Source organism: Bacillus sp. PK6-025, assembly GCF_056530265.1.
In genome coordinates this window covers 2,907,363-2,923,632 of sequence record NZ_CP096509.1, presented here as the reverse complement: position 1 = coordinate 2,923,632, position 16,270 = coordinate 2,907,363, and the positions used below count along the sequence as shown (strand labels likewise).

The 16,270-nt window shown below is 45.8% G+C and carries 14 protein-coding genes and 1 riboswitch; of the genes, 7 read left to right on the top strand and 7 right to left on the bottom strand.

Features of this window, described 5'->3' with window-relative positions; translation table 11 throughout:
* Positions 1-22: 22 nt before the first annotated feature.
* Complete coding sequence (locus M1D67_RS14970) at positions 23-3,247, top strand: bifunctional cytochrome P450/NADPH--P450 reductase (RefSeq protein WP_479831364.1); 3,225 nt, start codon at positions 23-25, stop codon at positions 3,245-3,247.
* A 186-nt stretch (positions 3,248-3,433) separates the two neighbouring features.
* Here M1D67_RS14970 and M1D67_RS14965 read toward each other — a convergent pair whose 3' ends face one another.
* Both M1D67_RS14965 and M1D67_RS14960 read right to left on the bottom strand, forming a co-directional pair.
* Entirely contained in the window at positions 3,434-4,372 is a 939-nt protein-coding gene (locus M1D67_RS14965; protein ID WP_479831363.1) for a DMT family transporter, read from the bottom strand.
* Between the two features lie 127 nt (positions 4,373-4,499).
* Positions 4,500-5,018, bottom strand: coding sequence for a prolyl-tRNA synthetase associated domain-containing protein (locus M1D67_RS14960; RefSeq protein ID WP_261379641.1), 519 nt, complete (start codon positions 5,016-5,018; stop codon positions 4,500-4,502).
* Positions 5,019-5,165: 147 nt separating this feature from the next.
* Here M1D67_RS14960 and M1D67_RS14955 point away from each other — a divergent pair, with 147 nt between their 5' ends.
* Positions 5,166-6,035 carry a LysR family transcriptional regulator gene (locus tag M1D67_RS14955; protein WP_145624144.1) on the top strand — a complete coding sequence of 290 codons (870 nt, stop codon included), beginning with the start codon at positions 5,166-5,168 and terminating at the stop codon, positions 6,033-6,035.
* Positions 6,036-6,390: 355 nt separating this feature from the next.
* Here M1D67_RS14955 and M1D67_RS14950 read toward each other — a convergent pair whose 3' ends face one another.
* Together M1D67_RS14950 and M1D67_RS14945 are read right to left on the bottom strand one after the other, a co-directional pair.
* Positions 6,391-6,810: a YoqO family protein gene (locus M1D67_RS14950; RefSeq protein WP_268510351.1), complete on the bottom strand. Its 420-nt coding sequence runs from the start codon at positions 6,808-6,810 to the stop codon at positions 6,391-6,393.
* Between the two features lie 146 nt (positions 6,811-6,956).
* A complete protein-coding gene (locus M1D67_RS14945) occupies positions 6,957-8,174 on the bottom strand; it encodes an MFS transporter (protein WP_023855361.1) in 1,218 nt (405 codons plus the stop codon).
* Between the two features lie 120 nt (positions 8,175-8,294).
* Here M1D67_RS14945 and M1D67_RS14940 point away from each other — a divergent pair, with 120 nt between their 5' ends.
* Both M1D67_RS14940 and M1D67_RS14935 read left to right on the top strand, forming a co-directional pair.
* Positions 8,295-9,194, top strand: coding sequence for a LysR family transcriptional regulator (locus M1D67_RS14940; protein WP_059231416.1), 900 nt, complete (start codon positions 8,295-8,297; stop codon positions 9,192-9,194).
* A gap of 77 nt (positions 9,195-9,271) precedes the next feature.
* A complete protein-coding gene (locus tag M1D67_RS14935) occupies positions 9,272-10,225 on the top strand; it encodes an ABC transporter substrate-binding protein (protein WP_458117499.1) in 954 nt (317 codons plus the stop codon).
* A gap of 42 nt (positions 10,226-10,267) precedes the next feature.
* On the opposite strand, the gene M1D67_RS14930 is transcribed toward M1D67_RS14935, so the two are convergent.
* On the bottom strand, positions 10,268-11,212 hold the full coding sequence (locus M1D67_RS14930) for a cupin domain-containing protein (protein WP_023855360.1): 945 nt from the start codon (positions 11,210-11,212) through the stop codon (positions 10,268-10,270).
* 104 nt (positions 11,213-11,316) lie between these two features.
* Between M1D67_RS14930 and M1D67_RS14925 the strand changes: the two genes are divergently transcribed.
* A complete protein-coding gene (locus tag M1D67_RS14925; RefSeq protein ID WP_105980190.1) occupies positions 11,317-12,144 on the top strand; it encodes a uroporphyrinogen-III synthase in 828 nt (275 codons plus the stop codon).
* A gap of 302 nt (positions 12,145-12,446) precedes the next feature.
* Here M1D67_RS14925 and M1D67_RS14920 read toward each other — a convergent pair whose 3' ends face one another.
* Both M1D67_RS14920 and M1D67_RS14915 read right to left on the bottom strand, forming a co-directional pair.
* Positions 12,447-13,112, bottom strand: a complete 666-nt coding sequence (locus M1D67_RS14920; RefSeq protein WP_020452369.1) for a peptidase E — start codon at positions 13,110-13,112, stop codon at positions 12,447-12,449.
* Between the two features lie 19 nt (positions 13,113-13,131).
* Positions 13,132-13,509, bottom strand: coding sequence for a winged helix-turn-helix transcriptional regulator (locus M1D67_RS14915; protein ID WP_020452368.1), 378 nt, complete (start codon positions 13,507-13,509; stop codon positions 13,132-13,134).
* Positions 13,510-13,666: 157 nt separating this feature from the next.
* On the opposite strand from M1D67_RS14915, the gene M1D67_RS14910 reads away from it, so the two are divergent.
* Both M1D67_RS14910 and M1D67_RS14905 read left to right on the top strand, forming a co-directional pair.
* Entirely contained in the window at positions 13,667-14,887 is a 1,221-nt protein-coding gene (locus M1D67_RS14910; RefSeq protein WP_318601724.1) for an MFS transporter, read from the top strand.
* 30 nt (positions 14,888-14,917) lie between these two features.
* On the top strand, positions 14,918-15,763 hold the full coding sequence (locus tag M1D67_RS14905; protein ID WP_224067324.1) for an aldo/keto reductase: 846 nt from the start codon (positions 14,918-14,920) through the stop codon (positions 15,761-15,763).
* A 252-nt stretch (positions 15,764-16,015) separates the two neighbouring features.
* A riboswitch (cyclic di-AMP (ydaO/yuaA leader) is annotated at positions 16,016-16,158 on the top strand.
* Positions 16,159-16,270: the final 112 nt, after the last annotated feature.

Genomic DNA, 16,270 nt, shown 5'->3' with positions numbered 1-16,270 from the left:
CAAAACAGAAAGGATGATTTTCATGAACACGTTAAATGGAATTCCAATCCCTAAAACTTACGGACCGCTCGGCAACCTGCCTTTGCTTGACAAAAACAAGGTCTCCCAGTCTCTTTGGAAAATCGCGGATGAGATGGGGCCTATCTTTCAATTTAAGTTTGCGGATGCGATTGGGGTATTTGTGTCCAGCCATGAACTGGTTAAAGAAGTCTCTGACGAATCCCGGTTTGACAAAAACATGGGGAAGGGGCTATTGAAAGTTCGCGAGTTCAGCGGAGACGGGCTGTTTACGAGCTGGACGAAGGAACCCAATTGGCGGAAAGCCCACAATATCCTTCTGCCGAGCTTCAGCCAAAAAGCGATGAAGGGATACCATCCCATGATGCAGGACATCGCCGTCCAGCTCATCCAAAAATGGTCCCGTCTCAATCCGGATGAAAGTATTGACGTACCGGATGATATGACGCGGCTGACGCTGGATACGATCGGCTTATGCGGATTTAACTACCGATTTAACAGCTTCTACCGCGAAGGGCAGCATCCGTTTATCGAGAGCATGGTCCGGGGTTTGAGCGAAGCGATGAGACAGACGAAGCGCTTTCCGCTGCAGGATAAGCTGATGGTCCAAACGAAGCGTCAGTTTGACAGCGATGTTGAGTCGATGTTTTCTCTTGTTGACCGGATCATCGCTGACCGGAAGCAGGCCGGCGGCGAAAGCGGAAATGACCTTTTATCGCTTATGCTTCATGCGAAAGACCCTGAGACCGGCGAAAAACTGGATGATGAGAATATCCGCTATCAAATCATTACGTTTTTGATCGCCGGGCACGAGACGACGAGCGGTTTATTATCGTTTGCGACCTATCTGCTCCTGAAGCATCCGGATAAGCTTAAGAAAGCGTATGAAGAAGCGGACCGCGTGCTGACCGATCCCGTTCCTTCCTACAAACAGGTTCAGCAGCTGAAATACATTCGAATGATTTTGAATGAATCGATAAGGCTTTGGCCGACGGCGCCGGCTTTTTCTCTTTACGCAAAAGACGAAACGGTTATCGGGGGAAAATACTTGATTCCGAAAGGCCAGAGCGTCACAGTGCTCATCCCAAAACTGCACAGGGATCAAAGCGTCTGGGGAGAAGATGCCGAGGCGTTCCGGCCTGAACGGTTCGAGCAGATGGACAGCATTCCGGCGCACGCATACAAACCGTTTGGCAACGGCCAAAGGGCATGCATCGGCATGCAGTTCGCCCTTCACGAAGCGACGCTTGTGCTCGGCATGATTCTTCAGTACTTTGATCTTGAAGATCATGCAAACTATCAATTGAAGATCAAAGAATCGCTGACATTAAAACCGGATGGCTTCACAATCAGGGTAAGGCCGAGGAAAAAAGAAGCAATGATGGTGACGCCGGGTGCTCAACCTGAAGAGAACATGCGGCAGGAAGAAAAGCCTTCCGCACCGGCTGCGGAAAATACGCACGGAACCCCTCTCCTTGTGCTCTACGGTTCAAATCTCGGCACAGCCGAAGAGGTTGCAAAGGAGCTTGCTGAAGAAGCGCGTGAGCAAGGATATCGAAGCCGGATGGCGGAGCTTGATCAATATTCAGGCGACCTCCCGGCAGAAGGGGCTGTTATCATTGTGACGGCTTCCTATAACGGAAACCCGCCCGATTGCGCAAGGGAATTTGTCCATTGGCTTGAGCATGATCAGACAGGCGATTTGCACGGTGTCAAATATGCGGTATTCGGCTGCGGTAACCGGAGCTGGGCCAGCACCTACCAGCGGATTCCGCGCCTGATTGACAGCGCATTGGAAAAAAGAGGCGCCCAAAGGCTGCACAAGCTTGGAGAAGGGGACGCAGGCGATGATTTTGAAGGACAGTTTGAGTCATGGAAAAACGATCTGTGGCCGCTTTTAAGAACCGAATTTTCATTGTCCGAACCCGAGCCGAATCAAACAGAAACAGACAGACAAGCCATATCTGTCGAGTTTGTAAGCGCACCTGCGGCTTCGCCGCTGGCTAAAGCTTATCAAGTGTTTACAGCGAAAATATCGGCAAACCGGGAACTGCAGTGTGAAGAGAGCGGGAGAAGCACGAGGCATATTGAAATATCGCTTCCTGAAGGTACCGCATATCAGGAGGGAGACCATCTCGGGGTGCTTCCGCAAAACAGCGAGGTGCTGATTGAACGCGTTTTTCAGCGGTTTGGGCTGAACGGAAATGAACAAATTATGATCAGCGGCCGGAGTCAAGCATCACATTTGCCTTTGGAGCGGCCCGTTCATGTCAAGGATCTTTTTCAACATTGTGTCGAGCTGCAGGAACCGGCTGCAAGGGCCCAGATTCGCGAGTTGGCGGCACATACTGTATGTCCGCCTCATCAGCGCGAGCTTGAAGATTTGCTGAAAGATGACGTCTATAAGAATCAAGTGTTGAAAAAACGGCTGACAATGCTTGACCTGCTTGAGCAATACCCGGCCTGTGAACTGCCGTTCGCCCGCTTTCTGGCGCTTCTGCCTCCGCTAAAACCGAGGTATTACTCGATTTCCAGTTCGCCGCAGATTAACCCTCGGCAAACAAGCATCACCGTCTCTGTCGTAAGCAGCCCGGCATTGAGCGGCCGCGGGCAATATAAGGGGGTTGCATCGAACTATCTCGCAGGCCTTGAGCCGAAAGATGCGATTTCTTGTTTCATCAGGGAGCCCCAGTCAGGCTTCAGGCTTCCTGAAGATCCTGAAACACCGATGATCATGGTCGGACCGGGCACCGGAATCGCACCTTACCGCGGATTTCTTCAGGCGCGCCGCCTCCAGCGTGATGCCGGGATAAAGCTCGGTGAAGCGCATTTGTACTTCGGCTGCCGCCGTCCGAACGAAGATTTTCTGTATCGAGACGAATTGGAGCAAGCGGAAAAGGACGGAATCGTCCATTTGCATACAGCGTTTTCCAGGCTTGAAGGCCGTCCGAAAACATATGTGCAAGATTTGCTCAGAGAGGATGCAGACATGCTGATTCACTTGTTGAACGAAGGCGGCCGCCTGTATGTGTGCGGAGACGGAAGCCACATGGCTCCCGCTGTTGAACAAGCTTTGTGCGAGGCGTACCGCATTGTACAGGGAGCGAGTCAGGAAGAGTCGCAAAGCTGGCTGTCCGGACTTTTGGAAGAAGGGCGGTATGCAAAGGATGTGTGGGACGGCGGCGTTTCCCAACATAACGTGAATGCGAACCACATTGCAAGAACGTAAAACAAAAAGAGGCATTCTGAATTGATTTAAATAGACTAAACTTATAAGAGGATATTATGTTCAATATATGAGCATGTATCCTCTTTTCTTTGGCATATTATATTTGTTAATTAGATATTGAGATTATCGCAAATGGAATATAAACGATGTAGGTGAAATTAAGCAGTTAATACTAAAAAATGGATATTAATCTATACTCTTTTGTGTATTATTAATCCGATTATGCTTTTTCGCCCAAAGTTTTTCAATATAACCTGTTCCAAATAGAACTCCAGCTACAATAATTACAAATCCAATTAATTGTGAAGCTGTAATGTTTTCATTTAAGAAAAGTGCGGAGAACACAAGACCAAAAAAAGGAACAAAGTTATTAAATATGGCTGTTTTTCCGGCTCCTATCTGCTGGATCGCTGCATAAAAAACTATATACCCCACACCTGTTGCCACTACCCCTGACACAATAAATAAAAAGTAAATAAAGAAAGTGGCTGAAGTCATTTCGTTGAATCCTTTAGGTTCAGTTATAAAACTAATAATCAACAAACCTATTGAACCTAATAAATACATTATTGTTGTTACCTGTTTGGAATCGAGAGTTGCTGTTGCCTTTTTTACAAAAATAAAACTAATGGCTTGGACGAACATTGCAATAAATAAAATCAATTCTCCTTGAGACAATTGCATATTATTGAATGAACCACCTTGAATAAAAAAGACACCAATTAATGCGAGGAGAAATCCTATGATTCGCAATTTTGTTAATTGTTCACCTGAAAAGAGGACGGCAAGTATTGCTGTTGTAAGTGGTACTAATGATAGAATTAAAGAAGCATTCGAAGCATCAATAATTGTTAAGCCTATTGCTATAAGCGAGTGATGTAGAATGACACCAAAAACACACCCGAGTAGTGTATAAATCCATTCTCTTTTCGATAAACGACGAAATGATTTTCCAAGAACAATTATGATCAATGCCGTAATCCCAGCCATCATAATTCGAAATGCCGTCATGGTTTGTGGAGGTAAATGTTCCACCAATACTTTAATTAAAACCATATTAAGTCCCCAAATAGCTGTGACAAAAAATACTAAACCATAGATTAGTAATAATCGCTTTTGATCCACAAACTTCCCTCCTTTGAACCTTTTAGTTTTCATCGTCTACTCCTAATAATCTCGAAACTGCTTATATTTCGCATAGAATTAACCTGTTATTAAAATAAAGTAATGAATCGCCATTCTTTTTCCGAATTTAGACTTCGATTACTGTCGGAATATGCTTTGCATAAGTTAGGAAATTATTGACGATCAGCTTTGTTTTGACCTTCATATATCCGGTTGTCGTTCCATCGCTACATCCATACCACTCTTCCAAAAGCACATCCCTATCAAAAACAACCTGCACAACATTTTCCTTGTCCATTAAAACGCCAAATACAGTAGCAGCACCGATTTTTACGCCAAGAATACTTTCCATTAGTTCCGGCGGAGCAAAGGATACGCGTGAAATGTCAAGTGCATTGCTAAAATCTTTTGATTTGAATGGCTTATCAGCGGTGGTTATAAATAAATAAAACCTTGTCTTTTTACTATTGCAGAGCAACAGCGTTTTTACCATTTTCATATCCAATTTTTGATTGATCTCGATACAGTCCTCCATTGATATGGCTTCATCAGTAGTCACTCGTTTAAATGAAATCTGTAACTTTGTCAATGATTCGTAGACCATTTTTTGTAGCGGAGACTTATAGCTATCTGGTACTTTTTCCATAATATCACTCACAAAAAACATCTTTATATCCCTAGCCTTTCCTAACTTGAATTTTTGATAGTAATAACATATCATGTTCATATGTATTACAAAAACGAATTTTTCTCATGATATGCATGACAAAAACAGATGGAAAAGGAAACGAGTATGAATATCCAAAAATATGTGGCGTTTGTAAAAGTAGTAGAATTGGGTAGCTTTACAAAAGCTGCTCAAAGCTTGGACTATACACAGTCGGGGATCAGCCGTATGATTAACGATTTAGAAACGGAATGGGGGGTTTCCCTTTTTGAAAGAGGACGTGCCGGTATTAATTTAACCTCTGATGGCTTAAAGTTACTGCCCCAATTAAAGAGAATATGTAATGAGCATGAGATCTTAATGACTCAGATCGAAGAGTTACACGATATAAAGACTGGGATGATTCGTATTGGGACATTTTCTAGCGTAGCAACCCATTGGCTTCCTAATATGATTAGAATTTTTAAGAAGGATTACCCAAAGATTGATTTTGAACTTCTGCTTGGTGATTATACAGAAATTGAAAGTTGGATTCTAAATGGACGTGTTGATTTTGGATTTGTGCGACTTCCATCAAAACCAGATTTAGATACTATCTTTGTGGAGCAAGACCGTTTGCTGGTCGTAATGCCATTAAATCATCCTCTTGCTAATTGCGAAAAATTTCCAATCGATAACTTATTGAATAGTCCGTTTATGCTACTGGAAAAGGGAGCAAAAGCAGAAATCTCTGAAATTTTTGAGATGCACCAAATTTCACCCCAAGTTAATTTTACAACATGGGATGATTATGCCATTATGTCTATGGTGGAAAACGGACTAGGAATCAGTATATTACCAGAATTGATCTTGAAGCGTATTCCTCACAAGATTATAGCGAAAGAGCTTGAAATTCCTGCATTTAGAAATATTGGTATAGCCACAAGGGACCAAAAATCACTTTCCCTTGCGTCCAAGGAATTTTTAGAATATTTATCATATAGGAACATTGAGTGAATAAGTATGATGGATCAAAATGTAAAATACACATACAGTCAGTTTGAAATATTTCAAATCATGGTTCGCGACTATACTCGAGTCCGGACCTTTTAAAATACTCAAAAGAGTATTCAGACAGGTAATAAAGCATGTTTTTTCGCATTTTCAACTATTCAGCAATAGAAGCTAATGTTGAATAATCAAGCCGAAAAAACAACAGATCTATTAGCTACGTAGTACAACGGTGCTGCGCATTCAAATAACATCAATCTGACTAACTTTGTGAAAGAATGTACTTAAAGTAACGGGGGCGTTAGTTGAAGAAGAAAGGGCATAACATATTAGTCATATAAAATATGTTATGCCCTTTAATTTATTTATCTTTTTTCAATTTAGGTCTTGTAATCTTAACAGGATGCCTCTTTTTTAGAGTTTGTGATTTTTCATTGATATAGATGAAAAGGTTTAATCCCAAGAACCAAACGAGCAAAATATATCCCCATTTTGCCGGCGTCTCCCAGCCCTCGAAAAAAGGCAGAGAATCAATGAATGTTTGCCCTTTCATGATGACAAACACGAATAACGCCACAGAGGTGACTAGAGCGAGCCCTTGTAAAATGAGCGTTTTTGCACTTCGTTTTTTCAAATCTCCCCATACGTACATCAGTACGAAGACCAGGGAGACCATTGAGATGATATCATTCGCTGTGCCGTTTATTTTGAGCCCAAACCTGAGAAAAAGATTCAAACATGCAGATGCCAAAAATCCGTTAAATCCAATTGTTTTAAGCAAGATGATTCCCCCTCAAACCATTATAGAGGGAGATAAAGGAAAAGCCAACATGACAGGCTGCATTTATTCATTCTAAAAACGGCTGATCTTCAGGAGGAATCGTCATGCTGGCTTTGATTTAAATATCGGCATGTGGTGAAGAAAGTTTAGCTTTTATTTCGGATCTGTGTATCGTCTTGCCGCTTGTTCCTTTTGGCTTCGGCAAAGAAAATTGCCGGATAAGCGGCCAAAAGCAACAAGGTAATGAAGGCGACGATTCCCGGCCATTTAAAATGAGTCCAGAAGAAGCCTCCGAAAGACCCCGCTAAGCTTGAGCCGAGATAATAGCTCAGCAAATAAAGAGAGGAAGCTTGAACGCGCTGTTCGCCGGCCGTCTGCCCGACCCAGGAGCTTGCGATCGAATGCGAGCCGAAAAATCCGAATGTAAAGACAGCGATTCCGGCGATTTTCAGAGAAAGCTGAGGCAGAAGCGTAAGCAATGCGCCTCCCGCGATAATGGCAATCCCGATTTTCAGCATCAGCGGGCTGCCAAAACGGTCGGCTTTCTTTCCCATATAAACGGAACTAATTGCCCCTGCCAAATAAACGATAAAGATGAACCCGATGACAGTTTGAGAGAGTCTGTACGGAGGTCCCATCAATTGAAATCCGATATAATTGAATAGCGTAACAAAGCTTCCCATTAATAGAAATCCGAGTGAAATAATCGACAGCAGCCGTTTGTTCATCAAGACGGCAGAGTAGGCGAGGCTCGCCTTTTTCATGCTCGTTTTTCGCTTAGCGGAGTGCTGTGGCCGGGGCAGCAAAATCCAAAACAAATAGCTTAATAGCACTGATAATCCCCCGATGATTCCAAGCGCTGCACGCCAGCTGAACAAGTCTGTCAAAAGGCCGGTCAAAAGCCTTCCGCTCATTCCTCCAAGGCTTGTGCCGCTAATGTATAACCCCATCATTTTCCCGAGCCCTCGCGGATCAAATTCCTCTCCGACATAAGTCATGGCGATCGCGGGTACGCCTGCAAGGAAAAAGCCAAGCAGCCCTCTCATCACCAAGAGCGCCGCGAAGTTCGGACTAAAGGCGGTCAAGAGGCCGAGCACAGATGTCGCAAACAGGGATATTGCCATAATCGTCTTCCGGCCGAATCCGTCAGATAAAGCTGCTGCCGTAAGCAGTGCAAAAGCCAATATACCTGTTGAAATGGATAAAGTTAAGCTTGCAGCTGCCGCCGATATGCCGAATTCCTCCGCAAACAGAGGCATGAGCGGCTGTGTGGTGTAAAGCGTGGCAAATGTCACAAAACCGCTGATGAATAAAGCGATGCTTGCTTTTTGATAATCTTTCGTATGCGGCTGTATGTAAGTCATGGTAGCTCCTCTTTTCCAGAATGACAATCTATGTTTCATGGTACGCTTTCATTTGTGATGTGTCTAATTTATAATATCTATCAACATCATGCATTCTAGTTATGAAGGAGCGGATGAGCATTGGAACTCTATCAAATTGACCATTTTATTGCCGTGAGCAGGCATAAACACTTTACAAAAGCCGCCCTGGAACAAAGGATTTCCCAGCCGGCTTTGAGCAGGTCGATCAAAAAGCTTGAAGAAGAATTGGGCGTCCCGCTGTTTATTCGAAAAACAAAATCGATCCGCCTAACAAAGTACGGCGAGCAGTTCCTTATCAAAGCGAAACAGGCCCGCCTTGCTCTTGACGAAGGCGTCCAGCAAATCAGGGAAAGCGTCAATCCGAATGCCGGGGAAATCTCGGTATCTTTTTTGCATACGCTTGGTTCACGCCTGATGCCGCAGCTGATTGCCGGTTTTAAAAAGAAATACCCGAATGTTGCGTTCCGTCTGTATCAGGCCGCAAATGAACATCTTCAGCATATGGTGGAGACGGGCGAGGCTGATATATGTCTCAGCTCACCACCCCTTCCAAACGAACTTCTTGAATGGACGGTGCTGGATACTGAACCGCTTTACCTGGTGCTTCCCGCCGACCACCCGCTCGCAAATCGGAAAGAAGTCGCGATCAGATCCATTGCCCATGAGGACTTTGTCGGTTTTAAGCCGGGTTATGGTCTTCGATATGTGTTTGATCAAATGTGCCGGGAACTGTCCATCAGCCCGAAGCTTGCGTTTGAAGGGGAAGAAGTGTCGACGATTTTGGGCCTTGTGTCAGCAGGGCTCGGTGCGGCGATCCTGCCGAAAACGGCGGAACATATCCATTCTCCGGTGGCATTTTGCCGAGTGTCAGACTACCGTTCTGAGAGGACGATCGGTCTCGCCGTTTTGAAAGACTATTATTTATCGCCGGCGGCACGCAACTTTAAAGAATTTGTCATCGAATACTATCGACGGAATGAGCGGCCTGATCAGCCGTAAAGCAAATAAAGACTTCTCATGGTGACAATTATCCTTTATATTGATAATGATAATTATTATCAATTGGAGGGTTGAACATGACGAAAAAGCAGTATTCTTATATATTGACCGTTTTACTCGCATTTTCTGTTTTTCTTTCAGGCTGTCAAAGCGGCCAAAAACAGACGGCATCAAAGAACGAAGCGAAAACAAGAGTGGTGAAAACAATCAACGGAAATGTCACTGTACCGGCCAATCCGAAGCGCGTCGTTACGATAGGATATGCAGGGACAATGCTTGCATTCGGAATCAAGCCGCTTGGAGAAACAGGGAAATATCTTGAAAGTCCCTATATTAAAGATCATATTTCAGAAATAAAGAATATCGGGGGAAAAGACGGTTTTTCAGTATCTGTGGAAAAGATTCTTAAGCTTAAACCCGATTTGATCGTATCGATGACAAACGATAAAAAAGAATATGAAAAGCTCTCAAAAATCGCTCCGACTGTCGTTTATCCGTTCGGCACGTTTAAAGATGCACGCGATGAAATGAAAACGTTTGGCACGCTGCTCGGCAAGGAAAAGGAGGCCCGGGAGTGGACGAAAATGTTTAATCAAAAAATGAAAGTCGCCCGCGCGAAAATCAAAGATGCATCTGTGCAAGGCGAAACGTTCTCTTTAATCGGCGCATATGCAAAATCTGTGTATGTCTACGGGGCCTACGGGTATCGGGGCGGAGAGGCGATCTATACGCAGCTGGGACTGACGCCGCCTGAATCTGTTAAAAAGGATGCCATTGATACAGCTGATGGATATAAAGCCATATCTTTCGAAGTTCTGCCGAAATATGCCGGAGACTACATATTTGTCGATGAATCATACAACGGAAAGCTTGATCAGGACAATCCGGTTTGGAAGTCGCTTGACGCGGTGAAAAAAGGCAAGGTCTTTTTCCTCGATCCGGACAGGTTCTGGCCGTATGATCCAAACGCTGTTCAGGCGCAGGCCGAAGAAATCGCGGACATGATTTCCAAGAAAGCGAAAAACGAATAGAAAAGCGGGGAGCCGAAAAGAATGATCCGGCTTCCCGCTTTTTCATTTTTCATAATGCTGAAATTGAATATCCAGTGTCCGGAGGTACGTTTGCAGGCCCGCATCTTGGATGGGGATGATATAGGCCGCTTCACCTGACTCATTATGGTGGGAATGCCATAATCCCGGCGGTGTAATGAAGGCTTTTCCGGTTACCCAGTCAATCCGTTTCGGATCGATGATTTCCTTTGTGTCCGGATCGATTTTGCTTCCGACTAATGTGTACGTGCCTGGTGCGGCATAGGCGACAAAATCGAGAGCCACCGACTTGTGGCTGTGGGGCGCTTGATTGGAGCCGGGAGGCACGATGCCGAACATCGCCCACAATACATGGGTGATCGTCAGCGTTTGATCGAATATATCATTGTTTAAAAGAACGGAAATACGGTTTCGGAAACGGGCGTCAGGAGCGGCGGCCGCTTCAGCCAATTTTGCTTTTGCCTGTTCAGCGGTGTAGATGGTTGGTTGAAAGCGGGATTCCGACGGCTTTACGCCCAAATAATGCAGGAGAGGTGAATCGGTGATGTAATAAATGGCTGCATCTTCTGCTGCGGTATGCTGGCTGCTTGAACCGGCAGGCAAAGTCAAAAAATCGCCTTTCTGCCAGTGAATCGTATCTTCGCCCGCTTCGGTACGCCCTGCGCCGCTGACAATGTAATATAGTTCGCTTGTCGCGCGGGGGGCGGTGTGAATCGTGTCGCCCGAACGAATCTTGATGAAGTGGGCGAGAAGGGAAGGGCTTGAAGCGGGATATTCCGTCTTCAGTTCTTCTGAGATGTCCAGCGGGATGATCCGCGTTTCACCTGTTTCATACAATTCAGGTCCGAACTCTTTCACAGGAATCGGACTGATTATTCCGCTTCCAATCGGGTCAGAGGCAGTGGTATACTCGAAAAAACGGGCATGTTTCGTCAAATGCTCGGCTCGGGTTTCAAATTGAGAATGCATTGAAAAACCTCCTGTTATTTTTTGATAATTCAATCATATCTCATTTGGAAGATGATAGTAAACCATTACATTGATAGAAACAGATACGGAAAAGAGGGATTGGATTGGGAAAAGGATTGAACGGCAGAAGAATTGCCATCGGAGCATCGCGAAAAACGGATGAAATGAGCACATTAATCAAAAAGCAAGGCGGGGTTCCCGTCGTACGTTCCCTTCAGGGTACCGTGTTTTTGGCCGAAAAAGAAGTAGGTCCTGATTTGCGAGCCTTTGTTGAAACGGGAGCCGACTGGGTGATTTTTACGACAGGAATCGGGACGGAGACGCTTGTCAACCTAGCTGATAAACTGGGGATCGGTGAGCGCTATTTACAAGCGATCCGCGGGGCGAAGGCGGCATCGAGAGGCTACAAAACAATCGCCGCATTAAAAAAGCTCGGCATTACGCCGGTTGCGGCGGATGAAGACGGCACCACCAAAGGACTGATCGACTCGCTTCAATCCAATGATTTTTCCGGGAAACGGGTGATGGTCCAGCTTCACGGCGAAAACGCACCGTCACTGCTTCAGTTTTTGGAAGAGAAAGGTGCAGCTGTTTTTCCGCTTCTGCCGTATCGCCATGTTGCACCGGACCGGGAAACCGTCGCCTTATTGTGCAGCGAGGTCATCAACCGTGAAGTGGATGCAGTTTGCTTTACAACAGCCGTCCAAGTCCGCTCGCTTTTTCATTTTGCGAAAGAAAACGGCTATGCGGAGAAAATTGTCCAATCTTTTCAAGACAGCGTGTTGGCAGCCGCTGTCGGAAAAGTGACGGCAGAAGCTTTAAGAGAAGAAGGAGTTGAACGCCTGCTCGCTCCCGGCCTCGAACGAATGGGAGCGATGATTGTGGAGCTGGCTCGGTTTTATGAAACGGAAGAGGAAATCAAAACACAGTAAGTGCGAAGGAAATCAGCAGATTGGGGCGTGAGAGTCTCCTTGGGAGGCGCTGTCATGTATGCAGACCCAAAAGGAAAAAAGCCGCAGACACAGCTTGCCGTGCGGCTATCATTTTCTGGGCTGTGATACTTTTTGTGCATCATGCTTTTGAATATGTTGATCGTGAGCCGTTGATGTCAAATTTTTCTGTTTTGCTGGGTTTGAGTCTCACCGTGTTTTTTCTGACGGAAAGCCTGGTCAAACGGCTTGCAGCCGCAAAAACAAGAAAAACGCTTCGCCGATGAGCCGAAGCGTTTTTTGCTTTATAAAACAAATTGATCTGAAACGAATACCGCGCCGTCTTCATTAAAAATCCGTGCGGGCTTTGTTCCGATGACCCGGATGTCTGAAATGCTTGCGGCGATTCCCGTTTCTTCCGGCAAGGCGATGACGGGAGTGTCAAAGGCATGCCTATACCTTTTAATCAGCGGATCATGTTCAACCTTGTAGTGACACCAAACCGCATAGTCTCCCAGAAGCTTTAATCCGTTAAAATCGCGCAATCCGCAAGCATTGCGGTCCATATAAGAGCAAGTCATGATGTTCTTTCCGAGAATGACGGCGCCTGCGCTTCCGCCGTAAATGACGCCGCCGCTTTCGGCATAGCGCTTTAACACCTCGATAAAATGTGATTCAATGAATTGTTTGAGCAGACGAAACGTATTTCCTCCGCCAATATATACGGCAGAAAATGCGTCTAAATCGTGCACGGTTTTGCCTTTGACATCCGTCCACATCACGATATTTTTAACGCCGAGCGGGTGAAAGAGCCGGCTGATCCAATCGAAGCCTTCATCATACCTGTCGGCGTCCATGGCAATCGGAATATACAACAAAGGCTTATGCGGGCAGAGGCTCCCGGCAAAATGTCGATCCAGCCGTTCAGTTTGGTGCGCATCTCCGCCCCCGGAAAGAAACCATTTTCCCATCCTGACCTCCATCTATTTATTATGTTTCCTTTAATTGTTCATTCAGCACGCTGTCCTCCAAAACGGCAAATTTGTCTCCATACACTTTCGTAATATGTGTTTCACCCCAGGCGCACAATGAATCCAATATGTCTTTAAGCGTCCATCCGTATTCGCTGAGTTCGTATTCGACCTTCGGCGGCACCTGCTGGTACACGAGCCGATTGATGACGCCGTCCTCCTCCAGTTCGCGCAGCTGCTGGGTCAGCATTTTCTGCGTAATGTTCGGCATCAGCCGCTTCAGCTCGCTCGTGCGTTTTTTGCCGTGCGTCAAATGGCACAAAATCACACATTTCCATTTACCTCCAATTACTTCAAGTGTAGCTTCGACAGATATATTGTACTTTTTCGGCTTCATGTTCTCCTCCAAACCATAGGAACCGAAAAGTACCTATCTAACTTTTTGGTTCCTATCGCACTTAAAAGTGCGTACTTTTTTTTATAGATGATATGTACCATAATATCATTTGCCGGCAGACATTTGCTATACATTAAAAACGAAAGGGGGAAAAAGAATGACTTCTGTTCATGATAAAAAACGCAGTACATTAGCGCTTTTAGCCTTGGCGGCCAGCGCATTTGCCATCGGAACAACCGAATTCATCAGCGTGGGGCTTCTGCCTTTAATTGCTGATGACATGAACATTTCAGTGACGACCGCGGGGCTGACTGTATCGTTATACGCTTTGGGCGTGACAGTCGGCGCACCCGTATTGACGTCTGTCACATCGAGTATGCCGAGAAAAGCGCTGTTGCTTGTGATTATGATTATTTTTATGATCGGAAACGGGCTTGCGGCATGTGCCGGAAGCATCGGTGTTTTATTAACCGCCCGCGTGATTTCCGCGTTTTCTCATGGCGTATTTATGTCAATCGGTTCAACGATTGCGGCAAGCCTGGTCCCGGTGGATAAAAGAGCCGGAGCGATATCAATTATGTTTACCGGTCTGACGATTGCGATGATTACCGGAGTTCCCATCGGCACGTTCCTCGGTCAGCTGTTCGGCTGGCGGATTGCTTTTGCGGCGATCGTCGCTATCGGCGCACTGGCGTTTATCGCCAACAGCTTTCTTGTTCCGGCCGATTTGCCGAAAGGCGTCCGAACGTCTTTCAAGAGCCAATTGAAACTTGTAACCAATGGCCGTCTGCTGCTTTTATTCATCATTACGGCGCTTGGTTATGGAGGAACATTTGTTGTCTTTACGTATTTATCCCCGCTGCTTCAGCATGTGACAGGTTTTAAACAGGAAGCTGTTGCCGTCATTTTGCTTGCTTACGGCATTGCCGTCGCGCTCGGAAATATCATCGGAGGTAAAGCGGCCAACCAAAAACCGCTTACTGCATTATTCTATATGTTCATCGCCCAAGCGGTTGTGCTTCTCATCTTAACGGCGGCTGCTCCTTATCAGGCAGCGGGCTTTATCGTCATCATGCTGATGGGATTTTTAGCATTTATGAATGTCCCCGGGCTCCAGTCCTATGTGGTAATTCTGGCTGAACGGTTTGTTCCGGGGGCGGTAGATGTCGCATCAGCTGTCAATATCGCTGCATTCAACGCCGGGATCGCGATCGGATCTTATACAGGAGGCGCCATCACACAGTCGATCGGTTTGATTCACACTCCATGGGCCGGAGCTTTGATGGTGCTCGGCGCCGTCGCGCTGACGGGCTGGAGCAGGGCGCTGGAACGAAATGACCAAAAACAAAATCAAGCTTTAAAGAAAAACTGCGCATGATGTATACAAAAATATGAGGAGGCCAATTAGATGACGGCAAAAAATCTGCAAGATCGAATCACATTGAATAACGGGTCGGACATGCCCTGGTTTGGACTAGGCGTGTTTAAAGTAGAGGAAGGGCCCGAACTGGTGCAAGCCGTAAAAACGGCAATCAAGCACGGCTACCGCAGTATCGATACGGCAGCCATCTACGGAAATGAAGAAGGGGTTGGCCAAGGAATTCGCGAAGGGTTGAAAGAAGCCGGAATTTCTAGAGAAGACTTGTTTGTAACATCAAAGGTCTGGAATGACGATTTAGGCTATGACGAAACGATTGCAGCCTACGAAGCGAGTCTCGAAAAGCTCGGGCTCGATTACCTGGATTTATACCTGATCCACTGGCCTGTTGAAGGGCGCTATAAAGCGGCGTGGAAAGCCCTTGAAACTCTTTATGAACAAGGGCGCGTAAAAGCAATCGGCGTCAGCAATTTTCACGTTCACCATCTGGAAGACTTGCTGAAAGATGCCGCCGTCAAACCGGTGATCGACCAGGTCGAGTATCACCCGCGGCTCACGCAGAAAGAGCTGCAAGCGTTTTGCCGTTCGCACAGCATCCAGCTTCAAGCATGGTCGCCGCTGATGCAAGGCCAATTGCTCAGCCACCCGCTGCTGAAAGATATCGCGGACAAGCACGGCAAGACACCTGCTCAAGTCATTTTACGCTGGGATTTGCAAAACGGAGTCATCACCATTCCAAAGTCGACAAAAGCGGAGCGAATTGCCCAAAACGCGGACGTATTTGATTTTGAACTGACCCTCGAGGAAATGAAGCAAATTGACGGGCTGAATGAAAACACCCGTGTCGGTCCTGATCCTGATAACTTTGACTTTTAACAAAAAACGGCCCCGTTCGAATTTCCGAGCGGGGCTTCGACACATTTTTTATCCGCCGTTTTTCACAGGTAAAGGCCATAACATGAAAGAGAAAACGAGATATTAAGAGAAAATAGAAGGTAATAAGTCATAAACTGTGTAAAAAAGGTTATAAAATTGATAAACGAGGAAATTTGATCATTTATGAAACTTTACACGATGATTGAACGGGCGTAATATAAATCTCATCAAAAAACTGAATAAAATTTCCAATTAACGTAACCGCTGAATTCCAATTGGAAGCGGGGGAACCAATTTTTTGTGGCGCTGCCACTTGGGGTGAATCCTTTTCAAGGTAAGGTGACTCTTTGCACCTGAATCCGACAGCTAACCTCGCAAGCGTTTAAAGAGAACCAAAAAACGTGCATAAAGCACGGTTTCTTAACTGTGCCCAAAAAAGCCGTAAGAGGTTTGTTCTCTTGCGGCTTTTTTTCGTGCAAAAAACATGAAAGGAGGTGAGCGGAGTGC